Origin of the sequence: Candidatus Avelusimicrobium sp. (assembly GCF_051874775.1) — a bacterium.
Taxonomy (GTDB): Bacteria; Elusimicrobiota; Elusimicrobia; order Elusimicrobiales; family Elusimicrobiaceae; genus Avelusimicrobium.
This window is the reverse complement of the sequence record NZ_JBJEGE010000035.1, coordinates 1-13,244: the sequence shown is the minus strand read 5'-3', so window position 1 is coordinate 13,244 and position 13,244 is coordinate 1. Positions and strand designations below refer to the sequence as shown.

Genomic DNA, 13,244 nt, shown 5'->3' with positions numbered 1-13,244 from the left:
CGGTTCCGGTACCTGTAACGGTATAATAAGCGCGCAAATAACGCTTCATCCCTAAGGACACGGGTGCGGCCAATAACAATTTGCCGGCCGTTAAATCCGCCGCGCCAAATGATGCTTTAGCTAAGGTGGAAACGGATGTAAAAGACGGCGTATCGGAAGTTTGCAAAGCTACTTCCAAAGCAGTTACTCCCGCAAACGTCTCCTCTGTCTGACATACGATAAACAACGCTCCGGCCGCCGCATTTCCGGCAGCACCGTTGTCAATCACGTTAGCAGATGCGCCGCTGGCGCTAATTTGCTGTCCGTCGGACAGTACAGTATTTTGGTCTAACAACATAGTTCCTCCTATCTTACTACAGCTTCGGTGTCGACGATAGCATCACACACGTGTACGGGGATTTCGTTAAACGTCATCAGCGGGCGGGACGTTATCTGATCCGGTGTATACTGAACGTTGGTTTTGTTGCTGGTCAGCTTTCTGAGGGCGGCTTTGACGGTGCGGTTCATATACCACACGGGGCGGCCCATCGACAAGCTTTGAATACGTTCTTCCAATTCGCACATTTGGTCAATCAGGTTTGACGGAACATTCATCACATCAATATTGCAAATGCGGCCGGCAAAACGCCAGTCCTGCACAGCCAGCCCGAGCTTCCATTCAAAGTATTCTTTGTAGGCGGGATATTCATTTCCGTCCGCATCAATATGGTTGACGAGCCCGTGATCCACCCGTTGAATACCTGCTTTGGATCCCTTCGGGAAGAATGTAAATACTTTGTCGGTATCCCATACGACAAGATAAATAGACGAGTTCTGCCCATCGGTGCTGCCGCCTGCGTCAATCACATTGCGGGAAGATTCCGCGCCGTCCAACTCGCAGTAACGTGCAGCTAGACCGGTAAAGCGTTCGGGATTACGCCCGACATTACCGTAAATCAAGTTGGAAGCCATCGTATTGGACATTCCCGCAATAATCGCCTTAGACTGTCCCGTCCGCACCGCTTCGGTATGCCCGCCCTTTTCGGCGATTAACTTATCCACTACGCTGTAAGCGGAAAGTGTGCCATAAGACTCCACCACTACTTTAGTCGTGGCCTTGGCGGGTTCAATGCCTTGATAAGCGCGCCGCCAAGTGCCTTCCGGTATGCCGGTGCGTACGGCGTATTCGTGCCCGCTGTCGAGCGAACTTTCGGTTACCAGTGCGTCGGCGATGATTTCGTTGGACCGGCTTAGCACCTCGGCAATGGCCAGTTCTTGGCCGGAGGGATCAAACTGTTTGGCGTAATCCACCAAACTGTACTGCTTGTCTGCAATAATTGCCATTATTTCTTCTCCTGTATATTTTTTCCACGTTTGGAAACGGGTATTTTATTGTTTTCCGTACAACGCCTCGGCAAAGGTTTTGTCCTTGGGGGCGGAGGGTTTTCCGCCGCAGAACGAATCCTCGCTGATGGATTTGCCCACTCCGCTTAACGTACGGATAATAACGGGATGGTTGCCAAGCCCCGTGTCCTCCAGCAGCGCACGCAAGTCTGGCCCGCCGAATGTGTCGGCGGCGCGCAGCGCGTACGAAATTTCCTCCTCCAGTTTTGCGCCGTAAAGCGCGCGGGTTTCGTCCGCCCAACGCTCCAGCGTACGGCGTTTTTCATCAGCGGCATCTTTTGTGGCACGTCCGGCGAGGGAAGCTTCATACTCCACCAGTTTTTGGGCTTGCTCAGGTGTCAAGTTAATTTCACGCGCCAAGTTTTTAAAAGCGTCCCACGATTCGGGTGCGCAATCAAAACCTTCCGGCAGCGTCAGGCCGTCGTAAGACGGCGGGTCTTGGCGGTTTTCCGTCCGCAGTTCGGTTTGGTTTACGGCTTCAAGTCCGCAATCCGCGCCTTCGGCGGCCTGTGCCGCAGCAGACGGAGCGTTTAAAACGGTATTTTGCAGCATTTGAGCCGATGTTTGCGGCTGATTTAAAGATTCACTCATTGGTTATCTCCTCGTTTTTACGGTTGATTTCGTTTTGTTTGGAAGTTACTTCGGACAGATATTCCCCTCTCATCTGCGCGTAAGCGCCGCAAGAGGCATCCTCTATTTCTCCCAACACGAACAGCCCGATGCTTTGCTGTCCGCATTGAAAGGCAGTCGCGTACGCGTCGCCGGCCACGAAAGCGTGGCGGCGCAGTTGGCAGGCTTGCAAAATACGCCATAATACGCGGCGGCCCTGCACGGTTTTCAGAACAGTCTGCAAATCGCAAACGTTTCGTTTTTGGAGTTGTTTTTCATTCATAAATTTTTTCGGAAAGCGGAGTGATTCCGGCCCCACTCCGCTTCCCCGCCCCGCAACAGCGTTCGATAATTTGAGACGCCTGTTTGCGGGCCTTTTGTTTGTGGTATTAGAAACGGGGAATATCCGCCGGAAAATTCTTCCCCGCCGCCGCGCCGGACCGTTACGCTTATAAAGACGCGTCCGCGCGCGGGCTTTTTCTCTTTATTTTTCCTTAAACCGTCCCTGCCGGCACCGTCCCGTCCGCAGACGGATTGTTTTCCGCCGTATCCTGCGGACTTTTTAAGAGAGCGGGTGCCACGCCGAGCGCTTTTAAGCCTTCCTCCAGCGCGCAATCATAATCCACGCGTTCAAGGACTTCGGGCTTTGCTGCAGCCACATTTGCGGCAAAAGCCAAGCCTTGGCTCAAGGCAGACAGACCGGCCGCCTTTTGCGCCTGTGCAATCATCGAAACATATTCCACTTTCATTTCAAGTCCTTGTACGCTGGGCGGAGCAGGAGGCAACAGGCCTTGGCGCGCCAACAAATTAAACGAACGGTCAATAAGCGGGTCCAATAATTCATTTTTAAGCCGTTCAAGTACGGGCCCCAAAACCAACATTTTTTCCTGACGGCGCTCGGCTACTTCGGCGGCGGTCATATTGGAATAATTCTGGCTGGAGAGCGATAAAAAGACATCGGCAAAAAATTGGGCCCGGATTGTAGAGCGCACCTGCGCAATGGAGGCTTCCAACGCATTTAAATCGGGCTGGACGAGATAGGCGGGACGTACGGCAGCATCGGTTGTACCATTATAGCGGGTAATACCTCCCGGGAGCAGGTTAACTTCGCCCTGTACGCCGGCAGAAACCATCATCGGCGGATTGGTACTTTTATCGAGCGCAACGAGTTTTGTTTTCTGCATTTTTTGCAGCATTTTTACGTCACCCAAACACTTCCACCCGGGACCGCGCCCGTAGGAATCACAAGCATTTTTGACCTCCCACCGTGCGGCAATGACCGGAAATTCGCGGTATCCGCTTTGGCGCAAAAGATGTCCGCCTTCCATAAAATAAACGCTAGAAAAAGGCATCGTACGGTTGTCCTCTTTCATCGGATCTTGGGCTGCGTTCGGTAAAATGAGATGAAAGACTTTATGCCAACTGCCCATTTTTCCATCCACACACTCGCGGCGCAGAACAGGCGGCAGATTTTCTTTCCCAAAAGCTTCGGCCATTTGGGCGGAAGTCATAAAAAATTCGCGCCCGAAGCGGTTAACACGCCCGGCAGAGTCGGTTCCCAAACAGTATTCCCCTACCGTAAAAGGACGGCAGCGGATCCCTTTCTCGCAGTCCTCCTCCAACAGAAACGCAGCAGTACCGAATACTGCAATTTCCTGATAGAAACCGTGGAGCACTCCGTAGAGGTTGCTTTTAGCAAACACTTCTTCTAAGCGCTTTTTTACTTCAAATACCCACTCCCGCACGCCGGCCAATTCCATCAGTTCCTCAGGTGACAGCGACAAATCAAACCACCCGCGCGACGGACTCGTCAGGCCGGACATCATCCCCGCACACAGCACTTCCACAGCAAGACACGGATCAGAATCTAGCAGGGTTTTATGATCGGCGCGGCGGCCGTTGTTGGGCGTTTGCCCGTCGAAGAAGCCGCGCGTAGGCGCCAAATAAGCGCTGAGGTCTTTCCAAACGGGCAGCCAAGAGGCTCGCTCGTTTTTCATTTCGTCATAAAGACGCATATAATCGGTATGGTTTTGTTTCATAAAACGGTCTAATACAAAAGAAGGAGAGAAAAAGAAGTGAAAATTTATTAGGATAGCAGAGAGAGTCAGGAGGGTAAAACGATGATGAGTATAATTGCGATTTTATTGTTTGTGGTATTGTTGGCGGTACCCGGGTTTTATATCATTACCCGCAAGGTGTTTCCGAAGGGAAGCAAGAAAGCCGCTATGACGGCAGCCATTTTGCTTACGTTATTGCTGGTAGGAATTTTAGTAACGGTTACGGCGTTTACTCCGGTCGCCTAAACCGGACGGATTTACGCAAAACCGCTTCAAAAGAAGCGGTTTTTTATATAAAAAGACCGCAAAACAAAATAATTAACCGTTACAACAAAAAAATACAGGATAGTTTAAAAGGATATAACTTGAGGATTACTTCTATTTTTTAATTATATCATAAAATATATTTATTTGTCAAGCATTATTTTTAAAGTTTTTTCTCAGACGGATAAAGCGCTAAAATTTAAGGGCAGGAAATGCTTTACATCTTATCTTATTTACTAAACACGGCCCTTGTAAAAATTACAACACTTCATATTCACTAAGGGCGAACTCGCCGCTTTCCCGCAGGCTGCGCGGGCGGACGGGAGAAGCAAATGTCAAAGCAAGCGCGTCGGCCAAATCGGGGCTCCGGCCGCAACGTTCTTTAATTTTCTCTTTCGGCTCCAAGCGCAACCGGCCGGAGGAATCGTAATCATAACACACTTGGCACAAGTCTGCCTTTAAAGCCGGATCGTCGGGAAGCGCCCCGCCCGCCGCAATCCACCGCGCCATTTCCCCCCACATTTCTGCGCGCTTGTTGGCATACTGTCCTGCGCGGAAAGGCGTTCCGCCAAACGGCACCTCCGTAACCGTAAACCCCAACTGTCGCAAACGGTCAATCACGCCGCCGCCGCAACCGGCATCCACAAAAACAGCGTCCGGACGGAAGGCATCAATCTGCCGTGCGACGTTCCCCGCCAACGCCATATTATCCAATTTACAAAATACGAGCGGGGCAAACGCTTGCAGTCCTTGACGCATAAAAATAACGCTCCGGTCGTCGCCGAAGCGGGCAGGGTCCACACCGATTACGCGCGGAGCGCCGCGCAGTTCGGCGGAAGCATATCTCCGCGCGACGGCTGCGGAAACTTGGTCAATAGGAATCAGAATATTTTCCGCGCTGGCCGTAAAATCGCACAGGTATTCTTGACGGAACACTCTTTCCGGAGTTTCCCGTTTTAAACGTGCCAGCTCTCCCGCCGAAATCACGCCCGACTCATCGGCGCGGAACACGCCCACCCACCAGACACTCGGCTCGTTTCGCGCAGCTTTTTGGGCGCGGTTAAACAACTCATAAAATGCATTTTGGCCTTTAGGCGTACCCATAAAAACGACCCACCCCATACGGGAAAGGAGCATCGGCCGAACGATTTCGCTAAATACGTCGGGCTTAATTTGAGCGTACTCGTCCAGCACTACGCCGTCGGCATATGTACCGCGCAGCGCGTCGGGATTATCGGCCCCTGCCACCCAAATACGCGCGCCGTTAGGCAGACGAACGCATAATTCCGCCTCTGACACGGTTACATCCGGCAGCGGGGCAGAAAAACGCTTTAAATAATCCCAAGCAATCATCTTGGCTTGTTTCAAAAACGGTGCAATATAAAAATAACGCGGATGAGGTTTATTGTTTTGAAGCGCTTTTTTAAGCAAATGATTGACGGCACAAACCGTTTTTCCCAACTGGCGGTGCGTAACCAGTACGCAAAAGCGATGCGTTTCCAACTGCGGATGAATGAGCGCCTGAGCCGGACGCGGGTGATAGGGAATCACCACGGAAGACGTTTTCATTTATCCTCCCAGCGCACGACGATCGGAGCGGACGAAGCGGTATCCTCTTTTCCGTCGCGCCAACCCAACAGATTTTTAGCCGTAAAAACGGCAAACGAAGCGGAATAATTTCCGCGCAAGCTGTTTTGGATGAGGATATTGCTTTGTAAATCACGCGCTTTTTGGGCCGCCGCGCGAAATGCGGGATGTTTCTTCTCCCACGTTTCCAATACAGCGCATGTTGTGCCGAGCGACTTGGCAAACGCGGCAAACGTAGGGAGTTCGGCCGCGGTTTCCACCAGCGAGACGGATCCGTCGCGCTTCATTACCTCAGTCACACGGAATGCGGGCACGTCAAAAAAAGACAACAACCGCGCACAAAACTCCGCCTGATAACGAAGCGGCGCGGGCTTTTTGTCCGCGCGGCAAACGCCCTTGGCGGACGAAACGGTTTTAGTTGGCATAAAATTACTCCGAATAAGAAAATAAACGGCAACGCCGCGCAAAAACGCGCGGACTCATTCGGAAAAATAAAGGAAAGAAAACGGAGAGATAAAAAAATTACAAAGCATCTCTTTCGCATTTGTAATTTTGTATATTATAGCATAAAAAACAAGATATGTCAAATAACCATGCAAAAATTCCGCCCGCTGCGCGGCGCACGCCGCGTGACCTTCCCCTCGGGAATGACGCGGAAGGGGAATCGGAAATAACGAAGAGGTGTATAACAGCTTCTCACACACCGTGCGCTCCCCTCGCGGACTACAGATATATTTTTATAAAAAAGTCCCCGTTTTTGACACGGGAACTTTCACGGCAACATTTACGTCAGTTTAGTCGGCGTAGTAGCAGGTTGAAGCTCCACACCCGCTGTCTCCTTGGGTACAAACATCAGCACTGGAGCTTTGGTGGGTAAAACCTAATTGCTTGCACCCGTCGCCACTAGAACTGCACGAACGGCGGCCCGTTTTGGCATTCATCCACAATATCACATACGGACGATGTCGATAGTGTGCCGCAAAAGCTACCGGAGTACTGTAATTACAATTGATATGCCCTGAATAATCAAAATTCCCAGTACTAGGAACGTCAACAGCCAAAGCTTGTTTAACAGAAGGGACATAATAGTCTCCCGAAATCGACGGATTTTCCAAACACAACGTATTTCCCGCCATATTAAGGGTCTTTAAGTTTACCCAAGCCTCTGCTGTGCGGCTTTTCATTACCGCTTTCTGGTATTGCGGCAACGCTACCGATGATAAAATACCAATGATTAAAACAACAACTAACAATTCAATCAAGGTAAAACCTTTCATATTCATTTCTCCTATTAAAAAAATCATCCCGTTCGTTTCTGCGCAGATTCTACCGATTTTGACGAAACAAACCACAATCAAGATCTCCCACGCAAAAACCCTACAGAACAGTCCTATCGTATCAAAAAAAAAAAACGGGTCAACCCCTTGGTCCCCCACCTTTTGGCACCGTATTTTCCAACCAACGGATTTCCATTTCCAAATCCGGCGGATAAACGACCGCAGGCAAATACCCCAGCACGGCTGTTTCCCGTCGGTAAGAACCCCAGATATGCGGCGGATATTCTTCCCCCTCCGCTTGTCTATTTTCTGCCGCGAAAAAGCGGTTGTATACCCCCAACATTTGCCGCAATTTTTCATCAGGGGAGGTGCAAAACAACTCTCCCCCGCGCGCATAAACGCACAGGCCCAAGCGGGCAGCACGGGCAAAAATCCCGTTTTCCAGATCGATTTTAGCGGAACAGTTCATAAAAAAGGCCCCTTGGAAAGGGGCCATTATAAAGAAAGGCTATTTCCAATTGAATAAATAAGGCGGAATTAACAGCAGCATAGAAAGAACAGCTAAAATAATTTGAAGCGGCAGGTTCCAGCGCGCCCATTTCAACCACGGCACGCCCGCCATTCCCAGTGCGGCCATCGTAACGGGAGCGGTGGGAATGATGGCGTTCGTCCAGCCTTCGCCGAACTGATACGCCAAAATGGAAAGCTGCGGGCTGACACTGATTAAGTCCGACAGCGGAATCATCACAGGCATCGTCAGCACGGCTTGGCCGGAACCGGACGCCACAAAAAAGTTAATAAACGAATGCGCCCAAAACATTCCCTCCACGGCTAGCAGCGGGTGAAGCTGCCCGATACCACTCACAATCACATTCAGCACGGTGTCTAAAATACGCCCGTCGGAAGCGATAACCACAATTGCGCGGGCAAGCGCCAACATAACCGATACGCTTACCATACTGCGCGCACCGTCCACTACCGCGTCCGTCGTTTCGTTCAAACTCAGCCGGCCGATGACGGCGCAAACGATCCCCACGCCCAAAAACAGACCGGAAATCTCCACGATATACCAGTGAAACACGGCCACGCCGTATACCAAAATACCCATTCCCAACGCAAAAATAAGGGAAATCCAAATATGCGATTTTTTAAATTCCGGCTTTTGAAGGACGTTCAAATGCAAATGTTTATGGCGTTCCAAATCGGCTTCGTATGTAACGCTTTTTTTGGGGTCTTTGCGGACCTTTTCCCCATAGAGTGCCACAAAAAGAATAACCACCGCCGTACATACGGCCCACACCAGTAAACGGTATCCCAAACCGGAATAGAGCGGAAGCTGGGCAATTCCCTGCGAAATACCCACCGTAAACGGATTCATAAACGCCGAACCGAATCCCACCCACGCACCTAAAAACGGAATACTTACACCGACGGCGGTATCATAACCGAGCGACAGCGCCAACGGAATAAAAAGCGGAATAAAAATTAAAGTTTCTTCTTCCATCCCAAATACCGCACCGCCCAGCGAAAAAAGCAGCATAGATACGGGAATAAAAAATTTTTTTAGCGTTTCTTTTCGGGAAAACAAATAGCTTGTTCCCAAAATCACGGCGTTTACGGTGCCGGTACGTTCCAAAATGGTAAACACTGCACCCGTAATAAAAATAAACACGATGATATCCGCACAGTCACGAAAGCCCTTAGCAGGAGCTGTCAGCACCGAACCGATTCCCTGCGGGTTGGCAGATACGTGATGATAGGAGCCCGCCACCGTGTATGTCCGTCCGTCTTTTTCAACGGTATCATACTGTCCGGCGGGGAGAAGGTACGTCAAAGCGGCCATAACCAGCATAATGGCAAAAATCAGGCCGTAAATGTTAATGGAAAATCCGGATTTCATTTATATATTATAGATTATTTCGCTTTCCGGCAGGAAAATCCTGTTGCTTTACGGCTTGGAAAAACGGATAAATTCGCATAAACATCCAATTCCCAGCAGCCCAAGTAACACATCCATTATTATCATCATATTCATACTATTGCAGCCGTTGGGAGCAAAGTACGCTTGCGCGTCCAAAAGCCCTTTTCACTCGGGGAAGATCGCCAATCCGTTAACTTTGCTAACCCAAACGGCTTTTTATTTGCTACAATAAACTACATAGTTCCGGGCAGAATTATGCAGTTTCAGGCGCAACGGAGCCAAAACGCCGCGGGCGCGGCGCAGGTTTAGAAGGTTAAACCACTCCATATTCGGTGTTCTTTCGGTTTCTTGGAAGATACCCCTTGTACGCCGGTAAGATGAAAAGCGGATGGTTACGCTTTTCATAAAGTTAGTATAGTAAGTATTGTTAGTATTTGTCAAGCGTTTTTTAATCAGGCATCCCGCTAGTTTATTTTCAGAGGTACCGATAATGAATAAATTTGAAAAACAATTAGAAAAATGGAACGGCGGCGTTTTGCGCGGAGCGCAGGCAAAGCTAGCAAAAATACTGCAAGTATCCACCGCTACTGTAGCGTTATGGAGTACGGGCAAACGCCGTCCGTCCAAAGGATTTCTAGCAAAAATGGCACACTTATTCGCTATGGACTCATACGATGTGATGCGGTTATTTCCGCCTTTAACCACATATCCGGATATGCAGCCCCGCCGTACGCCGGACGCCTTACACGACGCACTGGATGGATCAAACGCTTACAGTGTTGACAATTTTACTCAAAAAGGAAACAGCGTTTCCGTACCGCTGTTAACCGGCGTTACCGCCGCTTTTCCATTATATGAAGAGAGCGATGTGGCCGAATGGTGGACTTTCCCCCGCCGTGCGGCCCAAGGCGGAAAATGGCTCCTTGCCACTACGGACAATACCGGCCCGCACGAAAAAAACACGCTGCTCCTCTTTCGGCCAGCACAAGAGCTGGAAAATGGAAAGATTATGATCGTACGCGTGCTGGGAAAAACACAGTTAACACGCGTGAAAATCCTCGGAGAAATGGCCTGTCTTTACGCAGTAAACGGAACACAGAAAGCCCGTTTTTCCCTCGCCGAAATTATCCCGCTGGCAACAGCAGTGTTGAAAATAACGGACGCTTTTTAAAAACGCCCCTTGATTTTAGCCGAAAAACCATTATACTATTCATATCCCCGTTGGGGTGGACGGGCAGAAAACGTCCCCGTGTGCATTAGTCTTTCCACAAGATGTTAGGCGGTGCGCCGGAAGAAACTGTTCCGCTTTGTGTAGGGCGCACACGTGAAGAACGCGGCGCACAACGCGGAGGGGGCAGAAAATGAGAGTTCTTTGTTTAGATATGCGGCGCAGCAAGTTCGCCGGATTGCAGGTGCGGTTCACAAGCTTTGGGCCTTTCGTCTGAGGACGACAGGGAGATTCCCAAGGACGTGGGCCGTAGCAAACGGTCTCAGGCTGCGTGCGGCACGGCAAAACTCTTAAACTGCAAGCGCCCTTTAGGGGAAAGCGAGCGTATAGAAATGGAAGAGTCGACTAAATAGTCCTCCGCGTTGAACAAACGCGGAGGACTCCTTTTTGTCAGACCACTATCAGTCTGAGCCCAACAAAAAAAAACAGAGGATAAGAAACATTTACCCTCTGTTTATAATACCTATACGTAGTAAATACCGGTTATTTTTTCTTCTTAAATTGCGCATTATACAACGCCGCATACGCGCCGTTTTCAATCTTTAGCAGATCCTCGTGCTTTCCTTCTTCCACCACACGGCCTTCGTTAAGCACCACAATTTTGTCGGCGTTTACCACGGTAGACAGACGGTGGGCGATGACAAACACAGTACGGTTTTTCATCAAGTTTTCTAGCGCCTTCTGCACCACAGCTTCGGACTTATTGTCCAAGGCACTCGTCGCTTCGTCCAAAATGACGATATCGGCGTTACGTACAAACGCGCGCGCAATCGCCACGCGCTGGCGCTGGCCGCCGGAAAGCGTAATACCGCGCTCGCCAATTTCCGTATCCAACCCTTTTTTCAGCGAAGCGATAAAATCCTGCAAATGGGCGTTTTTAATAGCTTCTTTCAAATCTTCTTCCGTCGCCCCCGGGCGGCCGATTAAGATGTTGTCGCGCAACGTGCCGGAAAACAAAAAGTTATCCTGAAACACGACAGCGATATGGTCGCGCAGCGATTTCAACGTAAAATCTTTCACGTTTTCCCCGTCAATTAAAACGCGGCCTTTGGTCACGTCGTAAAAGCGCGGCAGCAAGCTGACGACGGTGGATTTCCCGCCGCCCGAATTGCCCACCAACGCCACCGTGCTTCCCACGGGAACGGTCAGGTTCAAATCTTTCAGCACGTAAGTATCCGGCTTATAGGCGAACCATACTTTTTCAAAACGAATCTCTTTTCTAACGCCGTCAAGGGTACGGGCGTCTTTTTTATCTTCAATCTCGGTTTTAAGGGAGAAAATCTCAAAAATACGGTCAATAGATAAAAACGCCTGCTTGATATCGACGTAATTATCCCCCATACTTTTAACGGGTGTATACAACATCAGCAACGCGGCTACAAACGACGTAAAGTTACCGCTGGTAATGGTACCTTTCACAATCATAGAGCTGCTCTGCCAGAACACAAGGGCCAAGCCGAGCGACACGATAAAGTGCATCACGGGTGACAGCCACCCCGTACGCTTTACCATACCCATATTTAAATCGAACACGCGGTCCATCAGGTGCTCAAAGCGGCGTTCTTGGTCTTCCTGCAGGTTATAGGCGGCAACGGTACGGTTACCGTTGAACGTTTCATTATAAGCGCGCATAGCCACAGAACCGACTACAATCGTATTACGGACCAACTCTTCCAGTTTGCGGCGCACGACAAAAATCAATCCGCCGGCTACCGCAAATGCACCAACGGCAATAAACGTAAGCTGCCAAGAGTTATATAACAGCACCCCTATCAGCGTAATGGAAGAAAAAACGCGCGTAACAATCATACGCAGGTTTTTAATCAGGCCGTTGCAGGCGGTATCGGCGTCGTTGTTATAACGCATAAGCACATAGCCGGAGTCGGTCGTATCAAAATACCCGCTGTGCATCGTCAGCAATTTTTTAAACAGTTTTTTACGTACGGAAAGCGTAATTTTGCTGCCCACCCACGTATTTAAATACTTTACCAAATATGTTAAAGTGCTCTGCACCAACACAAACCCGACAATCAAAACCGGAATATACGTAGCCATCAGCGCGTCTTTGGCAACTAAAACGTCATCGGTAAACGACTTCATAAAAAGAGCGATAACCGAATCCAGCGCGCCCACCGGCAGCGCCAACAAAATACCCAACATAGCGCGGAACCAGTAAGGTTTGATAAACGGCCACATTTTTTTGTAGTTTACAATCAAAGGATGTCCGGTTACCAATTCTCCTATCGGACGGGTAAGTATATTTTTCATAAAGTAAATTTTCTCCTAACAAGGGGCTTCTTCCATTATAACAATTAGAGAGCCGTTTGTCCGTTGGCGTGCGGGGGTTGAAAAAACAAGCGTACTTTGCTAAACTATCAAACAGCGTCCGGCGCAACCGCGCCGGCGCGCCGATTTTACCGATTCAGAGGATTTTGATATGGTTATGAAAAAAGCTAACAAAGAAACGCTTACCGCTGCCGAACTAAAAGAAATTAAGCAGCACCTGCTCGCCCAAAAAGAAGAAGCCGCCGCGCGGCTTAAAGATAAAAAAAATTTAGATATGCCCGAAGCCGAGGTGGGCGACCCTATCGACGACGCTTCCCGCAGCTTGGATAAAGAAATTCTGTTTGAACTTTCCGGCAATGCCCATAATACGATTGAACAAATCGAAGCGGCTTTGCGCAAAATTGACAAAGGGATTTACGGCACGTGCGAATACTGCCGCCAGCCGATTCCCAAAAAACGCATTAAAGCGCTCCCTTTTGCGCGTTATTGCGTAAACTGCCAGCACTCAACCGAAAAACACAACAGCTAATCCGTTGGTGGCTTGGCAACGCTTTACAGTGCTTTTACACATTACCCCTCGGTTTTGCCGAGGGTTTTTATACGCAAAAAATATCCTCCTGCACAGCAGGTTT

The 13,244-nt window shown here is 49.6% G+C and carries 14 protein-coding genes; 3 read left to right on the top strand and 11 right to left on the bottom strand.

What is annotated here, in order from left to right:
• The 5 genes from ACI351_RS07670 to ACI351_RS07650 form a co-directional block, all read right to left on the bottom strand.
• Positions 1-337, bottom strand: a 337-nt coding sequence (locus tag ACI351_RS07670; protein WP_439734659.1) for a Bbp16 family capsid cement protein, incomplete at its 3' end; no start/stop codon positions are given.
• Positions 338-345: 8 nt separating this feature from the next.
• The gene (locus tag ACI351_RS07665) at positions 346-1,323 is read right to left on the bottom strand and encodes a major capsid protein (protein WP_439734658.1); all 978 of its coding nucleotides are present in this window, start codon (positions 1,321-1,323) and stop codon (positions 346-348) included.
• A 45-nt stretch (positions 1,324-1,368) separates the two neighbouring features.
• Entirely contained in the window at positions 1,369-1,974 is a 606-nt protein-coding gene (locus ACI351_RS07660; RefSeq protein ID WP_439734657.1) for a hypothetical protein, read from the bottom strand.
• Positions 1,967-2,275, bottom strand: a complete 309-nt coding sequence (locus ACI351_RS07655; protein ID WP_439734656.1) for a hypothetical protein — start codon at positions 2,273-2,275, stop codon at positions 1,967-1,969. Before ACI351_RS07655 ends, ACI351_RS07660 begins: the two co-directional genes overlap by 8 nt.
• Positions 2,276-2,486: 211 nt before the next feature.
• Positions 2,487-4,031: a portal protein gene (locus tag ACI351_RS07650; protein ID WP_439734655.1), complete on the bottom strand. Its 1,545-nt coding sequence runs from the start codon at positions 4,029-4,031 to the stop codon at positions 2,487-2,489.
• 81 nt (positions 4,032-4,112) lie between these two features.
• Between ACI351_RS07650 and ACI351_RS07645 the strand changes: the two genes are divergently transcribed.
• A complete protein-coding gene (locus ACI351_RS07645; RefSeq protein WP_439734654.1) occupies positions 4,113-4,295 on the top strand; it encodes a hypothetical protein in 183 nt (60 codons plus the stop codon).
• A gap of 276 nt (positions 4,296-4,571) precedes the next feature.
• Here the strand turns inward: ACI351_RS07645 and ACI351_RS07640 are convergent, their stop codons facing one another.
• The 5 genes from ACI351_RS07640 to ACI351_RS07620 form a co-directional block, all read right to left on the bottom strand.
• On the bottom strand, positions 4,572-5,882 hold the full coding sequence (locus tag ACI351_RS07640) for a terminase large subunit domain-containing protein (RefSeq protein ID WP_439734653.1): 1,311 nt from the start codon (positions 5,880-5,882) through the stop codon (positions 4,572-4,574).
• The gene (locus ACI351_RS07635; protein ID WP_439734652.1) at positions 5,879-6,325 is read right to left on the bottom strand and encodes a hypothetical protein; all 447 of its coding nucleotides are present in this window, start codon (positions 6,323-6,325) and stop codon (positions 5,879-5,881) included. Before ACI351_RS07635 ends, ACI351_RS07640 begins: the two co-directional genes overlap by 4 nt.
• A 369-nt stretch (positions 6,326-6,694) precedes the next feature.
• Positions 6,695-7,177, bottom strand: a complete 483-nt coding sequence (locus ACI351_RS07630) for a type IV pilin protein (RefSeq protein WP_439734651.1) — start codon at positions 7,175-7,177, stop codon at positions 6,695-6,697.
• A 139-nt stretch (positions 7,178-7,316) separates the two neighbouring features.
• On the bottom strand, positions 7,317-7,646 hold the full coding sequence (locus ACI351_RS07625; RefSeq protein WP_439734650.1) for a hypothetical protein: 330 nt from the start codon (positions 7,644-7,646) through the stop codon (positions 7,317-7,319).
• A 39-nt stretch (positions 7,647-7,685) separates the two neighbouring features.
• Entirely contained in the window at positions 7,686-9,077 is a 1,392-nt protein-coding gene (locus ACI351_RS07620; RefSeq protein WP_439734649.1) for a YfcC family protein, read from the bottom strand.
• Between the two features lie 511 nt (positions 9,078-9,588).
• Between ACI351_RS07620 and ACI351_RS07615 the strand changes: the two genes are divergently transcribed.
• Positions 9,589-10,269 (top strand): hypothetical protein, encoded by a 681-nt coding sequence (locus tag ACI351_RS07615; RefSeq protein ID WP_439734648.1) that lies wholly within the window; start codon positions 9,589-9,591, stop codon positions 10,267-10,269.
• A 540-nt stretch (positions 10,270-10,809) separates the two neighbouring features.
• On the opposite strand, the gene ACI351_RS07610 is transcribed toward ACI351_RS07615, so the two are convergent.
• Positions 10,810-12,594: an ABC transporter ATP-binding protein gene (locus ACI351_RS07610; RefSeq protein WP_439734647.1), complete on the bottom strand. Its 1,785-nt coding sequence runs from the start codon at positions 12,592-12,594 to the stop codon at positions 10,810-10,812.
• Positions 12,595-12,769: 175 nt separating this feature from the next.
• Between ACI351_RS07610 and ACI351_RS07605 the strand changes: the two genes are divergently transcribed.
• Positions 12,770-13,141, top strand: coding sequence for a TraR/DksA family transcriptional regulator (locus ACI351_RS07605; RefSeq protein ID WP_439734646.1), 372 nt, complete (start codon positions 12,770-12,772; stop codon positions 13,139-13,141).
• Positions 13,142-13,244: the final 103 nt, after the last annotated feature.